This is a genomic window from Isosphaeraceae bacterium EP7 (genome assembly GCA_038400315.1).
Taxonomy (GTDB): domain Bacteria; phylum Planctomycetota; class Planctomycetia; order Isosphaerales; family Isosphaeraceae; genus EP7.
Genome location: CP151667.1, coordinates 6337589 through 6361437 on the forward strand (window position 1 = coordinate 6337589; position 23849 = coordinate 6361437).

Consider the following 23849-nt stretch of genomic DNA (forward strand, 5'->3'; position numbering starts at 1 on the left):
GCTACGCAAGATCGTCCCTGTCCAACGACTCTGGTTTCCGCTTCCCGCCACGCCTGCCCCGCACGAAGACCACCAATGGGCCAACGACGGCGAACGCCGAGGCGGCGAGCAGGAGATTCCTATGGAGCCGGATGGTCTCCCAGGTCCGAAACGACGCATCTTCCCCCGCAGCCGCGACGATGACCATGAAGAACATCAGCGAGACACCCAGAACGAAAAAACTCCAGGCGATCCGATCGCTCAGAGGTTTCGACGACGCGCCGGGCTTCCAGAGTCTTGTAAGGAGCAATGCGAGCAACACGCAGGACAGATAGAGCGGGAAACAACCCATGAGAGGCCTCCGCGATCATCCGGCTCACGTCAGACTCGCCGAACCCTCGAACTTGTGAGGAATCTCAATTCATCGACGCGAAATCGTTCAAGTCCTCCGACTTCGCGGCAGGTTTCTTACGGAGTCGAGTCACGAAGAACGCTACAAGCGGGCCGCCCAGAGTGATCGAGATGGCGGCCATACCAAGCCAGAAGGTCTTACGCTTCCGAAGGAACTCCACCTGCAAGGGCTCCGGCCGCACTCCTTCATGCGAAGGTGTGGAAATAAAGAATAGATCGAGGACCACGCAGAACAAGAACAGACCGAGGAAAAAACAACTCCAGGCGATGCGGTCGGAACGGGATATCCCAGGTGCACCCGGCCTCCTGGGCGGGGTGAGATGATGGGCGAGCAGGATGAGGACCAACAACACACCAAATGCACATGTCATGAATTTATAATTTAACGTGCGATAATATCAACCATGACCCACCTTGCTAGTCCACCTCGCAGTCATGCGGACGCCCCGCCGAGTTCCTGCCGCATAATCCTCGCCCCGTCCGCCAACGCCTTCGACTTGGCGACCGCGATGTGGCGGGCCGTCTGCGAGAACCCGCAATCGGGGGTCACGGAAACCCTCGATGCGTCGAGGTGCTTCAAGACCAGGCGAATCCGCTCGGCGACAAGGTCGGCGGGCTCGACCCAGGTGTTCTTGACGTCGACGAGGCCGACGGCCACGTCCATGGTCTCGGGCAGGTCGGCGAGCAGCTCGACCTCGGCCATCTCGCGGCTGGCGAACTCGAAGGCCAGCTGGTCCACGCGGGCCCGGCCGATGTGCGGGAAGAGCGGGGCGTAGGAGCGGTGGGCGACGGCCCTTGCCCGGTAGTTGCCGAAGCACATGTGCATGCTGATGTAGGCGTCGACCCCCTCGACGGTGCGGGCCACCACGTCCAGGAACCGCTCGGGGTCGTCGGGGTGGCAGGAGAAGCTCGGCTCGTCGAGCTGGATCATGTCGACGCCGGCCGCGACCAGGGCCCGCAGCTCGGCGTTGACGATCGGGATCAGGGCCTCGGTGACGGCACTGCGATCGGCGTAGACGTCGCCCCCGCCGATGCAGCCGGCCAGGGTGAACGGGCCCGGGACGGGGACCTTGGCCGGGGCGTCGGTGATCGTGCGGAACCGGCGATATTCCTCGACCGTGCCCAGGCCGCGAGGGGCCGTGATCGCGGCGACGCAGCGGTACTTGCTGCGCTGGTCGTGCGCCGGGGCACCCCAGAGGCGGGCCCTCGGCAGGGGGTCCAGCCCTTCCAGATAGTCATAAAAGCCGAGGTTGAAGTCGATCCGTTGCATCTCGCCGTCGGTGATCCGGTCGAGCCCCGCGCGGATCTGATCGTCGACGGCCAGGCGGACCGCGTCGCGCACGGCCTCCTCGCGGTCGAGCTTGCCGAACTGGTCGGGCTCGGCCGAGACGTCGGTGATGAACTTCTCGTACCAGCCGGGGAACGACCAGCTGCCGATGACGGTGGCCGGCAGAGGCGGATCTTGCGGTCGGTGCATGGCTCGTCCGTCCAAGCGGGTTTGGTTCGGGTGGCGAGGGAAAACGGGGACTGACTCCGGAGCAAGGCGCAGGTATCTGTCCCCGTTTTCCCGGATCAGGACTCGGGGCGCCCGATCAGCTTGTCGACCGACTCGACGGCGATCGGGTGATAGCCACGCCTGGCCTTCGCGTAGATCGCCCGGGCGCGGGCCAGACCTTCGGGGGTCTTCTTCAGCTCCGAGTACAGCGGCATCAGGTATTTGCGACGGCCGACGACCGCGAGGAACGCCTCGAGCTTCGCGTCGGCCGGCTTGTATTTGGCGCGGATGGCCATCTGGAGCCACTCGGCGGCGATCTCCGAGTTGCCCCGGTCGGTCAGCTTGAAGGCGGCATCGAGGTCGGCCATCTTCTCGGGAGAGAGGTCGCGCGGCAGGCCCCGCAGGAAGCCCAGCCATTCCTGGGTCGACCAGTCGGCCGTTTCGATCCTGGCCAGAGGCATCGACCCATCCACATAACCTTTCACGGCCCGGTCGACCGCGGCGAGCCGGGGCGAGGTCGGCACGGTGTATTTCTCGTCGAGGCCGGGCTTCTCGATCCAGCCGTCCACGTCGATCGACTCGGCGAGCTTCGGGTCCGACGCCAGCAAGGTCTTCTCCAGGTGGTCGCGGAACTCGGCGGTCGTCAGGCTGCGGAAGGCGAACTTGTCGAAGTAGCCTTTGATGAACGCATCGAACTTCTCTCGGCCGAACGTCTCTTCGAGCGTCTTCAGGAAGAGGGCCCCCTTCTCATATGGGATGCCCGTCACCCCCTCGTCGGGGTCGCGGCCGGCCAGGTCGATGTGAAGGATCTGGTCGGCGGGCTTCAGCTCCTTCACCTCGGCCTTCAGCTTGGCCAGGCCCAGGACGTCGTCCATCCGGGCGCGGTCGGCGCCGAAGACATCCTCGATGATCCGGCCTTCGATGTAGGTGGTGAACCCCTCATTGAGCCAGAAGTCGCGCCAGGTGGCATTGGTCACCAGGTTGCCCGACCACGAGTGCGCCAGCTCGTGCGCCACCAGCGAGACCAGGCTGCGGTCGCCGGCCAGGATCGTGGGGGTGGCGAACGTGAGTTTGGGGTTTTCCATGCCGCCATACGGGAAGCTCGGCGGCAGGACGAGCAGGTCGTACCGGCCCCAGCGATAAGGGCCGTAGCGATCCTCGGCCACCTTCACCATCGTCTCCGTATCGGCGAACTCGAACGCGGCGCGGTCCACCAGCGACGGCTCGGCATACACCCCCGTGCGCGGGCCGAGCTGGCGGAAGGCCAGATCGCCCACCCCCAGCGCGATGAGGTACGCGGGGATCGGCTGCGGCATGGCGAACCGGAAGACCTCGGGCACGTCGCCCGCGGGCAGATGGTCGGCCGACATCACCGCCGTCAGCCCCTTCGGCACCCGAATGCTGGCCGTGTACGTCAGGCGGACGCCTGGCGAGTCCTGCACCGGGATCCATGAACGCGCGTGGATCGCCTGCGACTGCGTGAACAGGAACGGATTCTCGCCGCCAGCCGTCTGCACCGGGTCGAGCCATTGCAGGGCCGTCGCACCCGGCGTCGTCTTGTACGTCACCCGCACGGCGCCCGCGTCGCTGGGCACGTCAATCGCCAGGGGAGCCCCCAGGATCGGGTCGGCCTTGCCCAACTCGAACTTCACCCCCTTGAACGGCCCTCCGACCGTCGGGGCCCACTCGACGGAGGCAATCTCCAGCGCCCTCGTGTCGAGCACCAGCTTGGCGTCTACAGGGCAGCCGGCCTCGCGGGCCACCGTCAGGACGGCGCTCCCCAGGATCGCCTTGCGCTCGAAGTCGACCTCCAGGTCGAGATCAACATTCGTGACCCGGATCTGGTCGGGATTGCCGTACGAGTGCGGGTCGCGCTTCGAGTCGGCGGCGAGGCCCGGCGTGCAGGCGTTCATGAAAGCGGCCCCGGCCAGGACGAGGGAGGCCACCGCGCGGCGGCTCCGTTTCAGGTGGTTCGACATGGAGGTTTTCATGCAACTTCTGATTCCCGGAAGACCAGCAGAAATTCAATAGATCAAAATCTACTGACCCAACTGACTGGCCATTGTCAAGAGGTCACGCTTGGCCGTTTCGATCAGTCGCTCCGCCGCCGATAGCTCGACGAGATAGACCACTGTCTCACCGGGCGGGGGCAACAGTTCGATCTTCAGTTGGCGATCACGATCATCCATGAAAATGGTAATCCATAGGTGCTCTCTGCCGACCCAGATTTCGGCCACTGCGAGTCTAGAGTCCGGCCTGTTCGCCCAGACCATATTCAGTTTCGTCGTTGTCATCTCAGACCGACTCGCTCGGCCTTATTGCAAACGCCGGATCGAAGGAGGCAAAGTCCTCCTCGAGGCCCGACCGCCGCCGGGCCGGATTGGCCCCGACTCTATCGGGGGCCAATGGCTCGGGCAAGCGCCGGCGACATTCATTTCGGGGCGACCCTGGCCTTGAGCATCGCCTCGCGGCGGGCCTTGAACTCGCTGCCCGGCTTCCAGGTCGGCAGCTCGGGGGCGTCGGCCACCGCTCGGCCCACGGCGGCGAACAGGTCCATGTCCTGCGCGGCCCCGGCCAGGTCCCAGTCGGGCTTCACCTCGTCGGTCACCTTGTGATAGTCCACCTGCGTGTACCGGTCTCGGGTCATCTTGCCGTAGTCGGACGGCCTGCCCACGTAGCGAGTGCCCGACTTGGGGTCGAGCGCCGGCACCCCCTGCTTGGCGAACTCGAAGTGGTCGGAACGGTAGTAATACCCCTTCTCAGGGTCCTCGTCGGGGCTAATCGCCCGTCCCTGCGCCTTTGCGGCGTCGGCCAGCACCTCGTCCAGGCTCGACAGCCCCGCGCCGATGCTGATCACGTCCTCGGTCTTGCCCCAGAGATTGATGACGTCCAGGTTGACCACGGCCGCCGTCGTCTCCAGCGGATAGAGCGGATGACCCGCGTAAAACTTCGAGCCGAGCAGGCCTTTCTCTTCGGCCGTCACGAACAGGAACAGGAGCGAGCGTCTGGGCCGGGCGGCCTCGGGGCTGAACGTGCGGGCGATCTCCAGCACGCCCGCCACTCCCGAGGCGTTGTCCGCCGCCCCGTTGAAGATCTGGTCGCCCTTCAGCGTCGTGTCCCGGCCCAGGTGGTCCCAGTGGGCCGTGTACACGACGTGCTCGTCGGCCAGCTTCGGGTCCGAACCTTGCAGCCGACCGATCACGTTCCTCGACTTCACCTCGCGGTCGACCTTGGTCACCTCGAAGTTGGCCCTGGCACCCAGCGGCACGGGCTTGAAGTCGGGGCGGCGGGCGGCTTCTTTCAGCGTGGCGAGGTCTTGGCCGCTCGCTTTGAGGAGCTTCTGCGCCGTCTCCAGGGCGATCCAGGACTCGACCGCGACGCGACCGGCGTTGCCGTCGGCGGCCGGGATGTCGAAGCCCTCGCCCGTCCAGCTGCCGATGACCACCGAGTAAGGGTAACCGGCCGGGACGGTCTCGTGGATCAGGATCGCGGCGGCGGCCCCCTTCTCGCTGGCGATCTCGTACTTGTAAGTCCAACGCCCGTAATATGTCATGGCCCGCCCCTTGAAGAAGGCGGGGTCGAGCTTCGAAGGGTCGGCCGGGTCGGGCACGGGCGGGTCATTCACCAGCATCACGATCGTCTTGCCGCGGACGTCGAGCCCCTTGTAGTCGTCCCAGCCATACTCAGGGGCCACCACGCCGTAGCCGACGAAGACGACGTCGGAGTTCTCCACCGTCACCCGATCGGCCTTGCGCCTGGAGGTCGCGACCCAGTCGTCGCTGGTCTTCAGCTCGACCTTCGTCCCGCCCACGTCGAACGAGCCCGACGACGCCTTGACCTTGAACCCGACAAGCGGTACCTCCTGCACATAGCTCCCGTCCGGGTTCCCAGGCGCCAGCCCCATCCCCCTCAGCTGGCCGACCAGGTAGTCGACGGTTTTGTCCTCGCCTGGCGTCGCCGGCCCTCGCCCTTCGAAGTCATCCGAGGCGAGCGCCTTGATATGCCCGAGCACCGCCTCGGGACTGACCTCGCCCGCGCAAGCCCCCCCTCCTTGCCAGGCCAGAATCAGAACCAGGGCCGCAGTCAACGCCTGACACATCGGGGTCGCTCCCGCAGAGATTGCCTCCCCGTCGAAAGCCGGGAGGTTCGAGCCGTCATGATAAACGCAGGCCGAGGGCGTGGCCAACCGGCCGGAGGGTGCCGAAGCAGGTCGGACGCGGGTCAAGGGGCCAGAAGGGTTTGCCAACCCCCCCAGATTCTCCCCTACCCCTCGCCTGTTCAAGCCGCCGTCCAGGTCGGTCGATAGACTTCCCATGAGTGGGGGCGTCCGGAGTGGCGCCGTCGAAGGGGGCATGGAGGCCGGGTCATGCAGCGCCGACGTGGCCGGATCATCGCGGAGCTGGCCGTCCTGGCCCTGGTCCTGGCCTGCCTGGCCGGTGCCCTGGGATCGGTGATGGCGATGCATCGCCGCCAGGCCATCGCCCGCATCGAGGCCGCCGACCGCTCACGCACGCCGGCCCCCGTCGCACCCCCCAGCCCCGCGCCGATCATCGTCGCGGCCCCCGAGCCCGAACCTGAACCCGAGCTGGCCCCGGATCCGATCCCAACGGGGCCAACGATCGACCCGACGCCGACGATCCTGGCGAAGGTCGACGCCCTGCGTGCCGAGCAGGCCCAGGAGGCGAGCGTGCTCGACCGCCGCTCGGCGGACTCACTGGCCGCGAAGGCGAAGGCCGAGCAGGAGGCCGATGACTGGCAGAGGCGCGAGGCCATGGCCCGCGCCGAGATCAATGCCGCCATCTCACGCGCCGCGGATGCCGAGGCCGAAGCCGACGCGATCGCCCTGGAGCGTGATGCGCTGGCGCAGGATCGCGACGCCGCCAAGGCCGCGGTGTCGTCGGCCAAGGTCACGTCGAGCCACGCCGTGATGCCCAACAAGGCGGCAAACGGCACCTGGCGGGCCCCCATCGTGCTGGAATGCCACAACGGGATGGTGACCCTGCGCCCCGGCGGCCAGTCATTCAGCCTGATGGAGCTTTCCGCCTTCGGCCCCAGGTCGCACCCGCTCGTCGCCGCCGTGGCCCGCGAAGCCGCCCGCCTCCAGGGGGAGTCGCCCGACGGCGCCGAGACGGTCCCCTACCTGTTCTTCCTGGTCCGGCCCGACGGCGTGAGGCCTTACTACGAGGCCCGTGGCCGCCTGGAAAACCTGGGGATCGCCTTCGGCTACGAGCTGGTCGACGAAGGCTGGACCATCGACACCCCTGACCTTTCCCAGCCCGCCGAGTGGGGCCTCAAGCCCCGGCTCGCCCGCCCCCTTCATCCCGAAACACCCCTCGCCGCCGCACCTGCTCCTGCCCCTGCCCCTGCCGCCGTGGGCTCGGTCAACCGCGACACGACCGGCATCGGAGACCTGCCAGCCCCGGTTCGGCGAGTCGGCGGTTCCGCAGGCCGGCCCCCTGCCTCGTTCGGCAGGCCGGTCGCCGGCACTGTCCCCGGCGTCCCAAATGGGGCCGGTCCAGGCGGAACCGGGATCAGTCCGGTCGCCCGGGCGGGTTCGGAAGATCCAGGCGGCATCGGATCGGGAGTTGGTCATCTCGTCGGCTCCAATGGTCATGCTGCCGGAGGGGCAGGCGCAGGCGTCATCGGAGCCGGAACGGGCGGAAAGGGGCCCGAAGCCGGTGGCCTGGCTAACGGCAATAGCGGCGGGCCGGGCGCGAATGGGTCCGGCAGCCTGACCGGTCCGATCGGAAGTGGAACCGGGACCGGCACCGCAGCGGGCGGTACGGGCGGGCAGGGCCCCGGAACTCCGACCGTCGGAACTCTGGCCGGAGTCGGGACCGGCACCCTTGCGGGGGCCGATGGATCGGGCAACGGCTCGAATCCCGAAGGTGCGAACGACGCGGCACGCGGGAATGGCCCGGCCGGAACTCTGGCCTCCGGAAACGCATCCCCAGGCGGCGGAACACCTTCGGCCAACAACGACCCATCCAGGAATGGCGCCTCGGGCACCGGCAATGGCGAGAATTCTTCGCTTGCTGCATCCGGATCAGCGGGCGCCGGCAAGGGTGCGACGGCCGGCGACGCGGCCAAGGGGCCTGCGGCCTCGAAATTCGTCTGGGGCGGGGCCGGCGGCGCGGGCGGTCACGGCGGCCGTGGCCCGAAGGGGACGGCTAACGTCGCCGACTCGGGGGCCTTCGAAGGCGAGGAGGGGCAGGGGCCGGCCGGCGGTCGTCCCGGAATCTCCGACCTCGATGAGCTGACCGCCGGCGAAGGCACCGACCTTCCTCGCGGAGGCAAGCCGGCCGCCCAGGAGGGCCCCCTCGCCGATGCCGTCGGCCGGGCTTTACGCGGCCCGCTTCTGGGCGCCGGCGAAGGTTCCGACACCCGCAAGCCGATCGAGGGCGGCAGCGCCGACCCCCTGGAACAACCCGACCGCAGCCGCGTTGCCTTCAATGGCTTCGCGCCCAACGGCCGAGGCACGTATCCCGAGCCTGAACAGGGACAGCCAGGCAACGTCCCCGCGACCGCCAGGCCGGCCGAACTGCATCCCGATCTCGGCCAGGGACGGCTCGGGCCGAAGTCGGGCTCCTACTTCGCGGGAATGGATGACCTGCCGCGGACAAGCGGCTCCAGCGCCTCCGAAGGGTCCGCCTCGGAAACGAGCGACCGCGCCGACGCGAACGCCACCCCGGGCGACCCGTCGAACGGCGGAAACCCCGGGAGTTCCGGCAGCGGCGGGAAGGGGAGCGCAAGCTCGAAACCGAAGGGCAAACTCGGCAACGCGACGGGCGCGGGCGGCGGGGTCAACGTCGGCGGCAAGGCCAGCAGCGGCCAGCCCGGTGGCGGTGCCAGCATCGGCGGCGGCGGTTCCCCGGGTGCGGCCAGTCAGTCGGCCGGCGCCGGGATCGGCATGCCCTCGATGAACGTCGGCGGTGGCCAGCCCGGCGGCATCCCCCAGGCCGCCGTCGAGGGCATGGACCAGGGCTCACCCGACCTCCCCGAAGAATCCCTGGAACTCGTCGTCGCCTGCGGGCCGGGCGGGGTCGTCATCCAGCCGGGCGGCTATCGCCTGAGCAACGACGCGATGGCCAGAACCCCCGACTCGCTCCGCTCGTTCCTCGTCTCCATCGCCGCCGAGCGCCAGCGGGCCAACATGGGCGTGCTCCTGCGACCGGGCGTCCGCTTCCTCATCGAGGTCGGCGGCCAGTCCACCTACGCCAAGGCCCGTCAGCAGACCATCCTCTCCGACCTCGACTGGCCCATCAGCCTGCAAGTTGCCGAAGGCAATTCCGGCGTGCTCCGTTCCAGGAGGCTCTTCGAATGAGCAAGCCGAATCCCCCAGCTCCAGAACCAGGCCTTCCCTCGACACCGTCCGCCGCCTGGATCGTCGGCCGCCTGGCCCTCGTCCTCGTCGCGGTCGGAGGCCTCGGAGCCCGCCTTTACTGGCAACCCGCCGCAAAGGCCCCTGCCCCGGCGCCGGTCGCCAGCACGGTCGCCGCTCCCGCGCCTCCCGTGGTGGTCGTGGCCCCGCCCGCCAAAAAGCCCAGGGTCAAGCCGGGGCCGCTCGTCGGGCCACCCAGGCCGGTCTACCTGGAACCCGACAAGGCGAAGATCGCCGCGGCCGAGGCCCTGCTCGACGCCGTCACCCGCGAGCGGGCGATGGCCGAGGCCCGCGCCGTCGACACCGAGACCGACCTCGTCCGCGCCACCAATCGCGCCCGCCAGGCCGAACGCACGTTCCTCGCCCGCGGCGACCGCACCGCCGAGTTGCAAGAACGCCTCACCCTGGCCAGCCAGCGCGGGGGGTTCCTGAAGTCCGAGCGCGACCAGATCAAGAGCGAGCTTGCCACCCTGGCCAACATCCCCAGGCCCAAGGGCAAGACCCTCATCGCCAAGAACCCGGTCTCCCTGCCGGTCGACACCACTGAGGTCCATTTCGAGCTCCGGCGCGACCGGATCGCCCACCTCGACCTCGATCGCCTCATCGACCTGGTCAAGGCCGACGCCAAGCTCAGGCTCCGCCTGCATGGCTCGCCCAAGCCGATCAACTCCGTCGTCGGGCCCGTCGGCCCCTTCGCGCTCCGCTACCAGATGGGCCCCGACATGGACACCTCGATCAACTCGATGCTCGAGAACCGAGGCGTCACCTTCCTGCTCCAGGGCTGGGAAGTCGTCCCCGAGGGCGACGTCCGCGGCGAGACCTACCCCACCACCCGCCACCCCGCCTCGGGCTACGCCCGCGTCATCAGCCGACACTCGCCCGAGGCCGCCGTCATCACCATGTGGGTCTACCCCGACAGCTTCCAGCTCTACCGCACCTTGCGAGACGAGCTGCAAGCCCACGGCTTCATGGTCGCAGCCCGCCCCTTGCCCGAGGGCCTGGCCATCCGAGGCAGCCCCAGCGGCTCCGTCTCCGCGGGCCAGTAAGCCGCCCTGTAGCTCGCATCAGACCTACCACTTGAGCAGTCGCGCACCTTCCGCCGGAAATCTGCAACCGACTCCCTCGCCCCCTGCATTACTCTCTGGAAGACCAGAGGGTAACCAGGGGCCGAGGGCGGCATCCACGTGGCGACCGACAATCCGAGATCGGTGCTCAGGCAGTTCCGCACCCTTTGCGAGGTCGGCGTTGCCCGCGACCTCACCGACGGCCAGCTCCTCGAACGGTACCTCGCCGCCCGCAACACCTCGGGGCATCTTGCGTTCGAGGCCCTCGTCGAACGCCACGGCCCCCTGGTCTGGCGTGCCTGCCGCTCGCACCTCTCCAACCCCGAAGACGTCCGCGACGCCGTCCAGGCCACCTTCCTCATCCTCCTGAAGCAGGCCCGATCCCTCTGGGTCAGGGACTCCCTCGGCCCCTGGCTGCACACCGTCGCCCTCCGCACCGCCCGCCGAGCCCACGCCGAAGCCGCCCGCCGCCGCCAGCTGTACCTACGCGTCGCCGACCACGGCACCCTTCAGTCTCAGACTAGCCCACCGCCTCTCGACGACCTGGAGCAGACCCTCCACGCCGAGATCGACCGCCTGCCCGAGCATCAGCGGGCCGCCATCATCCTCTGCGACCTCCAGGGCCAGTCCTGCGAGCAGGCCGCCCGCGCGCTCAACCGTCCCGTCGGGACCATCAAGAGCTGGCGATCCCGGGCCCGAGACCGCCTCCGAGTCCGCCTCTCCCGGGCCGGCTTCGCCCCCGAAGGCGAGTTGTCCATCCCCCTCGCCACCGGCCTCGCCGCCCGTGGCCTCGCCGCGGCACAGGCCGACGTCGCCGTTCGCACGCTGACCCATCAAGCCATCATCGGAAACGTGTCATCCACCGTCCTCGGCCTTGTTCAAGGAGTGACCAGGACCATGCTCATCGCCATCGTCAGGAAGGCCGCCCTCACCGGCGTCGCGCTTCTTACCTGCACAGGCGGCCTCGGCGTGATCGCCCGAGTTGCCACGGGTGAGGGCAAGGGCATCGAGACGCACCCGACACTCGTCTCCGCCCCTTCGAGGGAAGTCATCAAAGTGCCTCCGCTCTTGCAGACGGAGCCCTGGCGTCTGTCTCTCTCCGAGGCGATTCGCATCGGCCTGAGCAAGAAAGAACTGCGGAACGACGTCCGCCCCCCCGAGGATCACCCCGACGGATCGATCAAGATTGTCGCCGGTCCAAAGGTCGCCCCACATCGGTTCAAGGCCGAGGTCATGGCCTCTGCCCGGTTGATTGAGCAGCAGTATTGGGCCTTGGCCGAGCAGAAGCTCAAACTCGATGGATTTCGAAGGGCCGTCGAGGAGATCGGACTGGTTCTCAGGCGGGAACAAGTCGGACTTGAGGTCGGCCGTGGCAACGTCGCCAATGTCGCAGAGGCCCGCAAGCGGCTTGAGCAAGCTCGCCTCAAGGAGGACAGGGCCTTCTCCGATGTCATCACCTCCGATCATCAATTCAGGAACCTGCTCGGCCAGCCGGCCGCCGATGGGCGAAAGATCGTGCAAATCAACGACCCGCCAATCGCGGAGCCGCCCGCGCCGATCTGGGAGGAGTCTCTGGCCCAGATGCTTGCGTCGCAACCCGATGTGGTCGGAGTGACGGAGGAACTTCGGCTGGCCAAGGCAGATCCGGCAGCGAAATCGGAGTTCAAGGTTCTGTCGGAACGACGCCAGCAAGTCATCGACCGGGCAACCCTCTCGCTTTCCCGTCATTTCCAGGAACTCGGCACCAACTTCAGATGGCTCCAGGACGCGACGAAACTCAGAACAGCGGCCGGCGTTCGTCTCGATGCTCAGCGTGTTTTCTACGAGCAGGGCCGAATTCCACTCGATCGCTTCTTCGACGAGATCGACCAACAGGCGGACGCCATTGCCGCCCATGTTCAGGCCAAGACGAATTACAATACGTCGGTTGCCAATCTCGAAGAAGCGAAGGGGACCTTACTCGATAAAAATAAGATCGTCATCACATTTTCTCCAAATGCGATTCCGTCACAATCCAAATCATTCGACCAGTCTAACCCCGTCCCCATTCCGCCGCCGACCACTCCCACCATCGCCTCGGACGACCATCCCGCCGCGACAATCCCTCACCCAGTCGAGACTTCAAACCCCGCCCTTGCCGACCGAACGTACTCGTTCCACTTCAGCCTCGGTTCCGGTCCCAAGCCGATCGAATTCCGCGGCTCCCTCACCATTCCCCCCAAAAACTGACCCCGCCCCCGAGGGACGCCCATCAGGCGTTCCACATGCAGGTGACGCGGGAACACGGGGGCTGGCGCCGCGTCGAAGCGCTGGTGCCGGTCCCCATTTTCCCGTGCAAGCGCCCCTCTCGGGCGAGATCAGCACACCTCAGCCGCCCGGCCCGCGATACCCCTTGGCTTCGTCATCCAAAATCAGCACCCAGTCATTCCCCTTGCCCTCCGTCGGGGGCTTGAACTCATGCGTCCCCCCCTTCGTCAACGTGTCGGCCCCCTTCAATTCCCCCGTTCGCGGGTCATACCAGCTCACCTTGATCTTGTCGCCGGAGAGCTTCGTCAGGTCGACCGTGAACGGCTTGCCCGAGGCCGAGTAGATGAAGGCGTAGCTGCCGTCCTCGCCTCGCGTGGCCCGGACGTGATCGGTCCCCCGCCCCGCGTCCGACTTCAAGAGGGATTGATCCGGGATGCGCGTGAGGATCGGCCTCGACTCGATCAGGGACCGCGCGAACTTCATCTGGCCGGCCCCGGGCAGGTTGATCGCCTTGGTCCAGGGGGTACGCGCGGCCGTGATGGCCGGGTGGGCGGGGGATAAGAATTGCCAGATGTCATGGCAACCATAGGTGTGGCCGCAGGCGCCGGCGAAGAGGGCCCAGTAGGCGAACTTGCGGGCGTCGTAGTCGTCGAGATAGCCGTTCTCCGCCTTGAAGCCCGAGGGGTGATCCTCATAGCCGGGCTCGGCGTCCAGGCAAGGCTTCGTCGGCTTCAGGGCGTAGTCGGCGGCCACCTTGTTGTAGTTGGCGTTGTTATACGCATGACCCGTCTGCATCATGTTGAAGGCGAGCCAGTCGTCGTTGTGGAAGTCGGTCGCCGACGTCCGACCGCCCGACGGGTGGAACGTGATCAGATGTCGGCCCTCGTCACCTTTCTTGATCCCGGCGGCCATCGCCCGGATGACCGCCCGCTGCCCGTCCGACTCGACCGGGCGGTCGCCGCCCAGGATCCAGATGATGGGCTTGTCGCGATACCGGCGGCCGAGGAATTCGCCGTAGATCGCGGCGTTCTCGGGGGTGAAGACCTCGGGCCCCTTCCCCCACTTCTTGTTCCACTTGTCGCCCCAGGTCGGCAGCATCCCGACCACCAGGCCAAGGCCGTCGGCCATCTCCACCACGCGGTCGACGTCCTTGAAGTACGCCTCCGAGGGCTTCGTCGGATCATTCTTCTCCAGCGGCTGGTTGCCGAACGCATTCGGCACATTGAGCCCGTCGAACTCGGCCAGCACCACCGCCTGGATCACGGTGAACCCCTTGGCCGCCCGGTCCTTCAGATAAACCTCCGCCTCCTTCGCGTCGAGCCGATGGAACAGCTCCCAGGCGGTGTCGGCCAGGTAGAAGAACGGCTTCCCCTCCGCATCCAGCAAGAACCGCCGATTCTCGCTCACCCGGGTCGGAAACCGAGTCTTCCCCCCCGGCCCATCCGCCGCGAACGCGAGCGAGCCCGCCGACCCAGAGACCAGGACCGCAGCCAGCAAGACCAAAGACAAACGTCTCATCGTGCCACCCCATCGGCCGGACGGTCGCGAGCAAGCCCCGAGCCCCCGCCCGGGGACCGAGAACCGCCCTTAAATCCATCTCAATCCAAGGCCTCGCTGCCGCGACCGCGACGCGGCTCATCCTAATCGTGCGGCCGGGCCATGGATACGGTCGGCCAATGGATGCCGAATCCCGGGCGCAGGGTTTCCCTCGAAGAACGACGGGGACAGGGCGGCACGTTCTCACGTCCCGAAACCGGCCCCCGATTCCGATCGCCAGCGAGGCACGAATGGCCCCGGAAAGGCCGGGACCAGAGACGAATCCCGGTTGAGCCGGATACCCGGTACCGAGGAGACTCGCATTCAGTCGTCGGATTTCAGCCGCGAGAATCCGTTCTTCCCCGGCGCCTCAACGGCCTCGTCAGGCCCGTCCTCCTCGGCTCCGGCCAGACCCAGGGCTTCCTCCTCGGCCGCCGATGCGAGCAGGGCGGCGGTCATCTCCTCGCGCAACCCATCGAGCCTCGCCTGGATCTCGGCCCTCGCTGCGTCCGTCAGCTTACTGTTCTTCAGAGCGTCCTCGGCCTTCGTCAACTCGGCCCAGATCACCGGCATCGTTCGCATCGTCGTCTAACTCCAACCATCATCTGTCAGGGATTATGCCGGGGGTCACGTTCCGTCGGACTGCGAGATGTCTGGGAATTTTCATGCCGAGGCGAGGGTCATCCTCGTCGCCCCGACCGATTTCTCACTTCGCCACGAACTTCCCGCCCGAATCCTTGGCAATCTGCCTGAGCTGGTCGCCCGCGGTGCCGCCGGAAAGGTCGATGCAATGGATGGGGATTTTGGCCCGGTTGCGGCCGGCGACCTCGTTGGCGGTCCCCTCGGGATACTCGCCGTCGGAGAGGAGGAAGATGGCGTCTGGTCGCAGGGCGACGGCCAGTGAGAGGGCGGGAAGAGGCTCGGTGCCGCCGGAGGGCTCGATGGCGTCGAGCCAGCGGAGGGCGTTGAGCTTGTGGTTCAGGTCGGCCGAGACGGGGGACGGGCCGGCGGTGTTCACCAGGTCGTCGTTGTAGAGGAGCACCTTGAACCGCTGGGGATATTGCAGCCGCATGATGCTCCGACGCAACTCGGACCTGGCACGCACCATCCGCGAGTTGTCGTCCATGCTGCCCGAGCAGTCGACCACGAAGACGAAGACCTTTCCCTTCGCCTTCACGCCGAAGAACGAGGCCTGATCCCAGGGCTCGACCTTCGACCAGTCGATGACCCCCGGCCCATACCGCTCGTCGGTCCCCCGTAGCGAGTCGGCCACCCCCTCGGCGGTCCTGGGCCTGACCAGGATCGGCCCGTCGGCCGCCTTCGACTTTCCGGCCGAGACTGGACGAGCCACGGTCTCGGCCGGCTTGGAGGCCACCCCGGCCTCTTTGGTTTTGGGGACGATCAACTGACCGGGGGCCTGGGTGGCGGCGAGCAGCATCGCGACCAGGCCCAGAGAGGCCGGCCACCGCGAGACAAACCGAGCCCTCGGCCCCATCATGGCCACCCTCTCGAACGGACCAGGATCGCCACGCCCCGACCCCCATCAGCCTACCCCCCGGATCCCGCCTTCGCCAGCGCCGGAATGATAACCCCGCCGGGCGTTCGGCCTGGATCGGGACTACGGGAGTGTTGGCACACGGGCCGCGATCGGCGGCAGGTCCGGGAATTTTTTCAAGAATTGCTGCCGGTTTTCCCCGTGGATTGCAACTGTAGGGGTTGGCCCCTCGTCTCGTTCCATCTGCGTCGAGTCGAGGGGCCCCGACTCTTTGGCAATCTGAATCGGGGGCACGCGCCGAGTCATCGGAGCGAAACGAACCCACTTGCGAGCGACGACCGGCCCATTTCACCGAAACGAACCCACTCTCGGCCCGACGCCGACCAGTCCTGACGAAACGAACCCATTCTCGGCCCTGCAAATCCCGCATCCAGGTGAAACGAACCCATTCTCAAGGGCCAAGCGGTCCATTTCTGCGAAACGAACCCACTTTGAAGGGCCACGAGGCCCCTTTTTGCGAAACGAACCCATTCTGCGCGTTGTTCAACTCGCGACGGCGGTGCCAATGACGAAGGCGGGCCGGGTCGCTTTCGCGCCCGACCCGCCCTGGTTGGACGAGGTCGTCATGGGGACCGCAGATGGTCAGATCAAGGGGTGGCCGGCAGCGGGGGGAGGTCGATGGGGACATCCTGGATCGGCGGCTCGACGGCGGCCGGTTCGGGCGGGGCCGCGGCCGGTTCGGCCGGGGCGGGGGTCTCGACCGAGGCGGGCATCACGCCCGGCTCGGGGGCCGAGGCCGGCAGCTCGGCGAGAGCGGGCGGGGCCGGGGCGGTCGGGTCGGCGACGAGGGCGGGGTCCGCGGCCGGGGCCTCGGCCATGGCCGGGGGGAGGGCCGGGAAGTCGGCGGGGGCCGGGGCGGCCTCGGACCGGATGTTGGGCTCGCCGACGGGGATGGTCGGGCCCATCGGGGTCGGCAGCGGCCCGAGCGGGCCGACGGGGGCCGGCAGCGGCGGGACGGTCCCGGAAGGAACACCTTCAGTCGGCGGGGCCTGAGTCGGCACCGGGTCGGGGATGACGGGGCCGACGACCGGCTCGGGGGTGTAGGGCCCGTCGCCGGGAACGCTCAGGCGGCGGTGGGCGCCCTGCTGGTCGCGGGCCTGCTGATAGGCACGACGCGGGTAGGGCCCTTCGGCGACCGCGATGTTGTTGTAGGCCAGGAGCGTTCCCTTGGCCTCTTCGAGGGCGACGATCGAGGTGTTGTAGCTCGTCTTGTACTGGGCCTCGGTCGCCACGGCGTTGGCATACTGGCTGACCGCGTCGAGGTAGCGGTCGATCAGGATCCGGCCTTCCTCATAGAAGGCACGCTGGGCGTCGAGACGCTCGGCGGCCGCCTCTCGGACGTTGCGGGCCGTGCGGAACTGCTTGTAGTTGGCGTCCACTTCCAGGAAGAACCGGGCCAGCGAGTGGGTCGTCTGGTGGACGATCTGCTGGAGATAGGCCCGCTGACGCAGCAGCGAATACTGGGCCGACCGGGTGTTGGCCAGCGGTCCGCGGAAGCCGAGAGGCATCTGGAAGGTCAGGCCGACCTGCCAGGTCTCGAAGTTGTTGTAGTTGCCCGGCTGGGCCGGCAGGCCGGCGGCTCGCTGGAGGGCCGAGATCCGCGGGTCGATCGCCTTCAGGCTCGAGCCGGTCATCACCCCCTCGGACTTGCTGAGCGACTGGCCGAGGCCGTTGAACTGGTAGAGGGCGTTCAGGTTCAGGACCGGCAGGAGCTGGTTTCGGGCCAGCAGGAGCTGCAGTTCCGAGAGCCTGACGACCAGCTGCTGGGTGACGATGTCGGGCTGGAACGAGATCATCTGGGCCAGGCTCGATTCCCAGTCGGGCTCGACCCGGGCCTCGTTCGGCGGGGTCACCGGGATGATCCGGCGGTTGTCGGCGGGCGGCAGGCCCAGGATGTTCCTGAGCTGACGCTCGGTGGTGATGACGTCCGAAGTGGCCGTCACCAGGTTGAGCCGGAACTGCTCGAGCTGCTGGCGAGCCTCGGCGACGTTGGCGATGGTGCCTCGTCCCACTTCCAGCTCGGCCTGCTCACGCCTGAGGATTTCTTCGCCCAGGGTGACGGCGGCCTCGCGGCTCCAGAGCTGCACATGCTGCTGCGACAGGGCCCAGTACTGCTGCTCGATCGACCGGACGTGGGCCATGACCTCGGCCTTGAACCGCCAGACCGCCGCGTCGGCATTGAGCCGGGCGATGACGATCGGGGCGCGGTTGGCCTCCAGGCCGCTGGGGTTCTGGGCCGTGCCGCCGAGCAACGGCTGGGTGATCTGCAGCTGCGTGTTGGTGGTGTAGGCCGACGGATAAACGTTGATCGGGCTGTTGGTGTAGGCGAAGTTGATGTTGTGCTGGATCTGCAACACCGAGCCGGTCGCGGTCCGCTTCTGGAGCGTGGACTGCAACTGGCCGGTGTCCTGCTGGAACAGAATCGGATAGCGGGCCCCGGCGGAGATCGTGCCCGCCGCGATCCCGTTGTTCAACGGCGTGAAGCTCTTGCCGTAGAACAGGTTGGTCGAGAGCTGGGCGTCGAAGGTCGAGAGCGCCTGGGCGATCTGCGTCTCCTGGATCGCCGGGTCATACACCGTCTGAAGCTGACCGGCGCCCAGCGAGCTGGCGACCCCGGCCCCGGCCCCGTTGTTCAAGGGGGTGGGCTCGAAGCCGCTGACCGGAATCCCCTGGGCACCCAGCGAGATGACGCGGATGACCTCGGAGTTATCCAGGCCGATGCGGATGGCCTCCTCCAGCGACATCGGCCAGAGCTCTTCGGCCTCGGGGTCGTTGGTGGTCCTTGGCTTGGCCACCTTCGGCAGGGGCATGGGCAGTTGGCTGGTGAACGCCGTCGGCTTGAGCAGGCCGTCCCGCTTTACCTCGGCGTCTTCCTCGCGGATCGTGCCGGCCCTGTCATGAGGAACAGTCTTGGCCTGGTCGATGTAGGGCAGCCGCTGGCAGCCGGGGGCGACGACGCACGCCGTCAGCATCGCCAGGGCCAGCCGTCGTTTAGGAAGGGTCAATCGCATGGCCAGACCGTCCTTGACTTTGGGCGCCATGTGACGAGCGAGACCGGGTCCGTCGCGTCCGGTCGTCCCCGCTCGGGTGACCACCGGGCTGGAAGAGCCCGATCCGCGGCCGGCCGCGTCCATACAGCCTGCACCGCATCGGTCGTGATCCATGTCCGCTCCGAACCGATTCCCACGTCACGCGGCCGGGCCGGGCCGGGCCCGGACGACCTACGTCTTCGTAAAGGCAACAAACCAGCGACCCGCGAGTCATCGCGAGGCTTCCTGGTTCATCACCGATCGCGTCATGGGGTTGTATCGGACAAAACGGATGTGCGTCTTGAGGCGAGCGTGCGGATTATAGGGGGGAATCCGGAATCAATCCACCGCAACCGCCCATTCAACTGGCCGGCCACCCAGTAAGCTTCGTGACCATTCGAACGGGCAAAGGGCCGGGCCCCGTCTTCGACGGCCCCAGCCCAGTTCCAATCGAAAGACGCCCAGAATCCCGGCAACGACGCCGGCACAGGTCAGGCCAGGCTTTGCGTCGACTCGGGGACCGCCTTGGGGGCGACCTTGGCGAACGACCTGGCCAGCTTCTTCTTGAACAGGGTCACCTCGCCCGGCTCACTCCCTTCGATGGCATGTCCGAGGAACTGGATCAAATATCCGCCCACGAAAATGGCCAGCGCGAACAGGAAAATCGCCGGCGAGAGCAGCACGACGAAGACCGGCAGCAGCAAGCCGCCGAGGATCGTCGCGGGGATCCCCAGCATGTGCAGCCAGAACGAGGCCGGGGCGCGGTGACGTTCCAGCCAGTCGCGGACGAAGGGGTGCGGCGGCAAAGGTGGGCAGATCATCCGGGCTCTCCGACGGCAACGATTGCCGGGGCGGGGCGTGTCTCTTGACGCTTGACCAAGGTGTCACTTACGCTTCTCGTCCCTAGTATTCCCAGAGTAACGAAAAGCCGACCCGCATCGCAAGACGCTATTCTGCCGGATGTTTCGGCGGGCGACTGGCCAAGACGAGCCGCGGTCGACGGAGGCCCCCCTGAGCGACCGAACCCCCTGGACAGCCCGCTACCTCCAACTCGTCAGGGGCGAGACCTCCGGGGCCTTGGCCGGCTCGCTCCGGCTCGGCCTGGCCGCGGCCTCGGTCCCCTATCGACTCGCCATCGCCGGCCGAAACCTGGCCTTCGACCGCGGCTGGAAGCCCGCCGCACGCGCCGACGTGCCGGTCATCTCCGTGGGGAATCTCACCCTGGGCGGCACCGGCAAGACGCCGATGGTCGAGTGGCTGGCACGCCACTACCGCGCCCGGGGCATCCGCGTGGCCATCCTCAGCCGCGGATACGGGCAGGACGAGGGCCTCAACGATGAAGGCCGGGTGCTCGAGGAGAATCTGCCCGACGTCCCACACCTGCAAGGCCCCGACCGCGCCGCGCTGGCCCGGGTGGCCGTCGAGGAGCTTGAGAGCCAGGTCTTGATCCTGGACGACGGGTTCCAGCACCGCAAGCTGGCCCGCGACCTGGATGTCGTCCTGATCGACGCGCTCGACCCCTTCGGCGGCGGACACCTGTTCCCGAGAGGCTTGCTCCGCGAGCCGGTCAGCTCATTGCGTCGGGCCGGGATCGTGGTCCTCTCCAGGGCCGATCAGGTCGACGCGAAGACCCGCGCGGCGATCCGCGCCGAGGCCGAGCGACGGGCCGGGCCGCTCGCCTGGGTCGAGGTCCGTCACGCCCCGCTCGATCTGATCGACTCGTCGGGCGGCTCCAGTCCGCCGGCCGACCTCGCAGGCAAGCGAGTCGTCGCCTTCTGCGGGATCGGCAACCCCGAGGCGTTCCGCCGGACCCTTGCCGGGCTCGGGGCCGACCCGGTCTCGTTCCGGGCGTTCGCCGATCACTATCCTTATAGTGCTGCGCAGGACGTCTCGGATCTCTCGGCCTGGGCCGCCGAGCACGGGGCCGAGCTGGCCTTGACCACCCAGAAGGATTTGGTCAAGTTGCGTACTCCCCGTCTGGGAGCGACGCCCCTGCGTGCCCTGCGCATCGGCCTGGAGGTCATCGACGGCCTCGATCGGCTCGAGTCGGCCCTGCACTCGATCTCGGCCTCCCGCTGACAACGCATGACGCGACCGCGCCGAAGGGAAGGATTCCCGATGTTGTCCGATGATCTCGGTCCAATCGACCTGGATGCCTTGCGCTACGAGCCCCTGGCCGGGCGCCCCAGCAAAGTCACGATCGAAGACCTCGGCCGGCCGCTCGGCCCCAAGGCGTCCCTGGCCGACCTGCTCGGCTCGCTGCCCAGGCCGCTGGCGGGATCGGGCCTGCGCCGCCTGCGCGACTCGATCGTGCTGGCGAGGACCTGCGGCAAGCCGGTGGCCGCGGCCATCGGCGGGCACGTCATCAAGACGGGCTGCGGCCCCTACCTGGTCGACTGGATCGATCGCCGCGTGCTCAACGCCCTGGCGATGAACGGATCGGCGGCCATCCATGACCTGGAGCTGGCCGTGGCCGGCCACACCAGCGAGGACGTCGGCCCCCGGCTGATGGAGGGGACCTTCGGCTTCGCCCGCGAGACCTCCGACCTCTTCGCCCGCGCCTGCGCCATCGCCCTCGCCTCGGGCTGCGGCCTCGGCTCGGCCCTGGGACGAGTGGTCGTCGAGCACGGCGGCCCGGGACTCGATTCGAGCGTGCTGGTCGCCGCCTACCGACGCAAGGTCCCGCTGACCGTCCACGTCGCCGTGGGCACCGACATCGTCCACATGACCGGCAAGCTCGACGGGGCCGCGCTCGGGCGGGCGACGCTCGACGACTTCCGGACCCTCACCGAGGTCGTCGCCCGGATGTCGGGCGGAGTCTGGCTGAACATCGGCAGCGCCGTGGTGCTGCCGGAGGTCTTCCTCAAGGCCGTCGCCATCGTCCGCAACCTCGGCAGACCTCTGGACGGCCTGACCACGGCCAACCTCGACTTCCAGCAGCAATACCGCGGCCTCCTGAACGTCCTCCAGCGCCCGGGAGCCGAGGGCATCGCCCTGACCGGGCATCACGAGATCATGATCCCATTGCTTCATGCGGCGGTCCTGGAACGCCTGGAAGCCGCCCCGCACTCGGCCCTACCCCACTTCGACCTGGCCGGGCGGACGGTGCCCCGGTGAACGTCATCGTCTTCTGCCCTAACCTCATCGGCGACACCGTCATGGCGACGCCGACCCTCCGCGCGCTCCGGGCCAGGTTCCCCGACGCCCGGATCGTCGCCGTGGTCAAGCCCGTGGTCGCGCCAACCCTCGACGGCTGTCCCTGGATCGATGCCTTGATCCGTTTCAAGCCGGGCTCGTCGAATCCTGACGAACGGACCGTCGCGGTGATCCGTTCGATCCGCGCCCTCCGTCCCGACCTCGCCGTGCTGCTGCCCAACTCGTTCCGGTCGGCCCTGATGGCCTGGCTGGGCGGGGCTCGTCGCCGCGTCGGTTACGTCCGAGGAGGCCGCGGCCCGTTGCTGACTGACGGGCTCAGGCCGCCGCTCGACGCCAACGGCAAGTTCAAGATCACGCCCATCGTCGACTACTACCTGGAGCTGGCCCGCCACCTGGGCTGCCCGCGCGAGTCGACGCGGCTGGAACTGTTCACCACGCCCAACGACGAGGCCGCGGCCGACGCCGCATGGGCCCGGCTGGGCCTTCCCAAAACCGGCCCGGTGGTCGGCCTGAATACCGGCGGCGCGTTCGGCCCGGCCAAGTCGTGGCCCGTCGAGCACTTCGCCACGCTGGCCCGCAGGCTCCGCGACGAAGGGCGGCACGTCCTGGTCCTCTGCGGACCGGGCGAGCGCGAGGCCGCCCGCGCGATCGTCGCCCAGACCGGGCGAGAAGGGGTGGTCAGCCTGGCCGATGAGCCCATGAGCATCGGATTGTCCAAGGCGTGCGTCAGGCGCCTGAGCCTGCTGGTGACGACTGACTCGGGCCCCAGGCACTTCGCCGCGGCCTTCGGCGTCCCAGTGGTCTCGCTCTTCGGGCCGACCCACATCGCCTGGACCCGGACGCAACACCCGTCCGCCATCCACATCTTCCACCCCGTCCCCTGCGGGCCATGCCAGAAACCCGTTTGCCCGGAGGGGCATCACCGCTGCATGCGCGACCTCTCCCCGGACGCCGTCCACGCCGCATCCCGCAAGTTGCTCCGCTGATCAACCCCGCGCAAGCTCGCCCCTCGCATCAACGATGAACTGGAGTCTCCCGACGATGGCGGCCTGGCTGGTGACGGGCGGTTCCGGATTCCTCGGCCGCCACCTCCTCGACCTCCTGAAGGCCCGGTGCGCCGCCGACATCGAACCGATTGCCCTGGGCCGGCGCCTCCCGCCCGGCTGGCCCGCCGGCGCCTTCATCGTGGCCGACCTCGACGACCCCGGTGCCACAAATCGGGCCATCGCCCTCGCTCAACCCGAGGTGGTCTTCCACCTGGCGGGCCGGATGGTGCCCGCGACGCCCGAGGAGATGTATCGCGGGAACACACTTGCGACCGTGCATCTTCTGGACGCCCTGCGAGCCCTCGACCGACCCGTCCGCCTGGTCATCGCGGGCTCCGCGGCCGAACTTGGTCCCGTGCCCGACGGTGACCTGCCCGTTGACGAGACCTGGCCGTGCAAGCCGGCGGGCGCGTACGGCCTGAGCAAGCACCTGGCGAGCGTCGCCGGCCTGGCCGCGGGCCCCCCGCTCCAGGTCATCGTCGCCCGGATCTTCAACCCGATCGGTCCCGGAATGCCCGCCTCGCTGGCCTTCGGCCGCCTTGCCCGCGAGTTGACGGCCAACGGGCCGATCCGCCTGAAGGCCGGCGGGTTGGAGGTGCGTCGAGACTTCATCGACGCCCGCGACGTGGCGCTCGCCCTGCTCGCCCTGGCCCTGCATGCCACGGCCGACCGGGTCTACCACGTCGGCACGGGCCAATCCCGGTCGATCGGCGAAGGCCTGAGGCATCTGATCGCACGAAGCGGGCGCGAGGTCGTCGTCGAGCCGGACGGCATGGAGCCCCGGGGGCCGCTCGACTCTCGGGCGGACATCGGCCGGATCGCGGCTGAGACCGGCTGGCATCCTTCGATCTCCTTCGAGCGGAGCCTCGACGACCTCTGGGGCTCGCTGTGCGCCGGTCCCGGTTGCGATTGACCCCCCGGGGGGGCGGCCGTATGATCCGCCGCGAATC

17 protein-coding genes are annotated in these 23849 nt (G+C 68.0%); 7 read left to right on the forward strand and 10 right to left on the reverse strand.

Going from position 1 to position 23849, the window contains the following annotated elements:
- Position 1: 1 nt before the first annotated feature.
- From EP7_RS25035 to EP7_RS25055, 5 genes are all read right to left on the reverse strand, one after another.
- Positions 2 to 331, reverse strand: a complete 330-nt coding sequence (locus EP7_RS25035) for a hypothetical protein (RefSeq protein ID WP_463524967.1) — start codon at positions 329 to 331, stop codon at positions 2 to 4.
- Between the two features lie 492 nt (positions 332 to 823).
- Complete coding sequence (locus EP7_RS25040; RefSeq protein WP_463524968.1) at positions 824 to 1867, reverse strand: methionine synthase; 1044 nt, start codon at positions 1865 to 1867, stop codon at positions 824 to 826.
- 95 nt (positions 1868 to 1962) lie between these two features.
- On the reverse strand, positions 1963 to 3876 hold the full coding sequence (locus tag EP7_RS25045; RefSeq protein WP_463524969.1) for a M1 family metallopeptidase: 1914 nt from the start codon (positions 3874 to 3876) through the stop codon (positions 1963 to 1965).
- Between the two features lie 48 nt (positions 3877 to 3924).
- Positions 3925 to 4179 (reverse strand): hypothetical protein, encoded by a 255-nt coding sequence (locus tag EP7_RS25050; RefSeq protein WP_463524970.1) that lies wholly within the window; start codon positions 4177 to 4179, stop codon positions 3925 to 3927.
- Positions 4180 to 4316: 137 nt separating this feature from the next.
- Positions 4317 to 5984: a M28 family metallopeptidase gene (locus EP7_RS25055; RefSeq protein WP_463524971.1), complete on the reverse strand. Its 1668-nt coding sequence runs from the start codon at positions 5982 to 5984 to the stop codon at positions 4317 to 4319.
- Positions 5985 to 6251: 267 nt separating this feature from the next.
- On the opposite strand from EP7_RS25055, the gene EP7_RS25060 reads away from it, so the two are divergent.
- The 3 genes from EP7_RS25060 to EP7_RS25070 all read left to right on the forward strand — a co-directional run bounded on the left by EP7_RS25060 (position 6252) and on the right by EP7_RS25070 (position 12559).
- Entirely contained in the window at positions 6252 to 9209 is a 2958-nt protein-coding gene (locus tag EP7_RS25060) for a hypothetical protein (RefSeq protein ID WP_463524973.1), read from the forward strand.
- Positions 9206 to 10312 carry a hypothetical protein gene (locus EP7_RS25065; protein WP_463524974.1) on the forward strand — a complete coding sequence of 369 codons (1107 nt, stop codon included), beginning with the start codon at positions 9206 to 9208 and terminating at the stop codon, positions 10310 to 10312. Before EP7_RS25060 ends, EP7_RS25065 begins: the two co-directional genes overlap by 4 nt.
- Positions 10313 to 10450: 138 nt before the next feature.
- Positions 10451 to 12559: a sigma-70 family RNA polymerase sigma factor gene (locus EP7_RS25070; protein ID WP_463524975.1), complete on the forward strand. Its 2109-nt coding sequence runs from the start codon at positions 10451 to 10453 to the stop codon at positions 12557 to 12559.
- A 138-nt stretch (positions 12560 to 12697) separates the two neighbouring features.
- On the opposite strand, the gene EP7_RS25075 is transcribed toward EP7_RS25070, so the two are convergent.
- From EP7_RS25075 to EP7_RS25095, 5 genes are all read right to left on the reverse strand, one after another.
- Entirely contained in the window at positions 12698 to 14095 is a 1398-nt protein-coding gene (locus tag EP7_RS25075; protein WP_463524976.1) for a glycoside hydrolase family 140 protein, read from the reverse strand.
- 342 nt (positions 14096 to 14437) lie between these two features.
- Positions 14438 to 14695: a hypothetical protein gene (locus EP7_RS25080; protein WP_463524978.1), complete on the reverse strand. Its 258-nt coding sequence runs from the start codon at positions 14693 to 14695 to the stop codon at positions 14438 to 14440.
- Between the two features lie 124 nt (positions 14696 to 14819).
- Positions 14820 to 15611, reverse strand: a complete 792-nt coding sequence (locus EP7_RS25085; protein ID WP_463524979.1) for a vWA domain-containing protein — start codon at positions 15609 to 15611, stop codon at positions 14820 to 14822.
- Positions 15612 to 16255: 644 nt separating this feature from the next.
- On the reverse strand, positions 16256 to 18679 hold the full coding sequence (locus EP7_RS25090) for a TolC family protein (RefSeq protein WP_463524980.1): 2424 nt from the start codon (positions 18677 to 18679) through the stop codon (positions 16256 to 16258).
- Positions 18680 to 19188: 509 nt separating this feature from the next.
- Entirely contained in the window at positions 19189 to 19518 is a 330-nt protein-coding gene (locus tag EP7_RS25095; protein ID WP_463524981.1) for an Mpo1-like protein, read from the reverse strand.
- 256 nt (positions 19519 to 19774) lie between these two features.
- Here EP7_RS25095 and lpxK point away from each other — a divergent pair, with 256 nt between their 5' ends.
- From lpxK to EP7_RS25115, 4 genes are read left to right on the forward strand one after another with little or no spacing between them, the layout of a single operon-like run.
- A complete protein-coding gene (gene lpxK, locus EP7_RS25100) occupies positions 19775 to 20776 on the forward strand; it encodes a tetraacyldisaccharide 4'-kinase (protein WP_463524982.1) in 1002 nt (333 codons plus the stop codon).
- Positions 20777 to 20815: 39 nt separating this feature from the next.
- Positions 20816 to 21814, forward strand: a complete 999-nt coding sequence (locus EP7_RS25105) for a GSU2086 family protein (RefSeq protein ID WP_463524983.1) — start codon at positions 20816 to 20818, stop codon at positions 21812 to 21814.
- Positions 21811 to 22839 carry a lipopolysaccharide heptosyltransferase II gene (gene waaF / locus EP7_RS25110; protein WP_463524984.1) on the forward strand — a complete coding sequence of 343 codons (1029 nt, stop codon included), beginning with the start codon at positions 21811 to 21813 and terminating at the stop codon, positions 22837 to 22839. Before EP7_RS25105 ends, waaF begins: the two co-directional genes overlap by 4 nt.
- Before the next feature lie 55 nt (positions 22840 to 22894).
- On the forward strand, positions 22895 to 23812 hold the full coding sequence (locus EP7_RS25115; RefSeq protein WP_463524985.1) for an NAD-dependent epimerase/dehydratase family protein: 918 nt from the start codon (positions 22895 to 22897) through the stop codon (positions 23810 to 23812).
- Positions 23813 to 23849 lie beyond the last annotated feature (37 nt).

What these genes read in the sequence shown, in the direction of transcription:
- EP7_RS25035 (WP_463524967.1), bottom strand. Translation starts at nt 331, where the DNA reads ATGGGTTGTTTCCCGCTCTATCTGTCCTGCGTGTTGCTCGCATTGCTC.
- EP7_RS25040 (WP_463524968.1), bottom strand. Translation starts at nt 1,867, where the DNA reads ATGCACCGACCGCAAGATCCGCCTCTGCCGGCCACCGTCATCGGCAGC.
- EP7_RS25045 (WP_463524969.1), bottom strand. Translation starts at nt 3,876, where the DNA reads ATGAAAACCTCCATGTCGAACCACCTGAAACGGAGCCGCCGCGCGGTG.
- EP7_RS25050 (WP_463524970.1), bottom strand. Translation starts at nt 4,179, where the DNA reads ATGACAACGACGAAACTGAATATGGTCTGGGCGAACAGGCCGGACTCT.
- EP7_RS25055 (WP_463524971.1), bottom strand. Translation starts at nt 5,984, where the DNA reads ATGTGTCAGGCGTTGACTGCGGCCCTGGTTCTGATTCTGGCCTGGCAA.
- EP7_RS25060 (WP_463524973.1), top strand. Translation starts at nt 6,252, where the DNA reads ATGCAGCGCCGACGTGGCCGGATCATCGCGGAGCTGGCCGTCCTGGCC.
- EP7_RS25065 (WP_463524974.1), top strand. Translation starts at nt 9,206, where the DNA reads ATGAGCAAGCCGAATCCCCCAGCTCCAGAACCAGGCCTTCCCTCGACA.
- EP7_RS25075 (WP_463524976.1), bottom strand. Translation starts at nt 14,095, where the DNA reads ATGAGACGTTTGTCTTTGGTCTTGCTGGCTGCGGTCCTGGTCTCTGGG.
- EP7_RS25080 (WP_463524978.1), bottom strand. Translation starts at nt 14,695, where the DNA reads ATGCGAACGATGCCGGTGATCTGGGCCGAGTTGACGAAGGCCGAGGAC.
- EP7_RS25085 (WP_463524979.1), bottom strand. Translation starts at nt 15,611, where the DNA reads ATGATGGGGCCGAGGGCTCGGTTTGTCTCGCGGTGGCCGGCCTCTCTG.
- EP7_RS25090 (WP_463524980.1), bottom strand. Translation starts at nt 18,679, where the DNA reads ATGCGATTGACCCTTCCTAAACGACGGCTGGCCCTGGCGATGCTGACG.
- EP7_RS25095 (WP_463524981.1), bottom strand. Translation starts at nt 19,518, where the DNA reads ATGATCTGCCCACCTTTGCCGCCGCACCCCTTCGTCCGCGACTGGCTG.
- EP7_RS25105 (WP_463524983.1), top strand. Translation starts at nt 20,816, where the DNA reads ATGTTGTCCGATGATCTCGGTCCAATCGACCTGGATGCCTTGCGCTAC.
- EP7_RS25115 (WP_463524985.1), top strand. Translation starts at nt 22,895, where the DNA reads ATGGCGGCCTGGCTGGTGACGGGCGGTTCCGGATTCCTCGGCCGCCAC.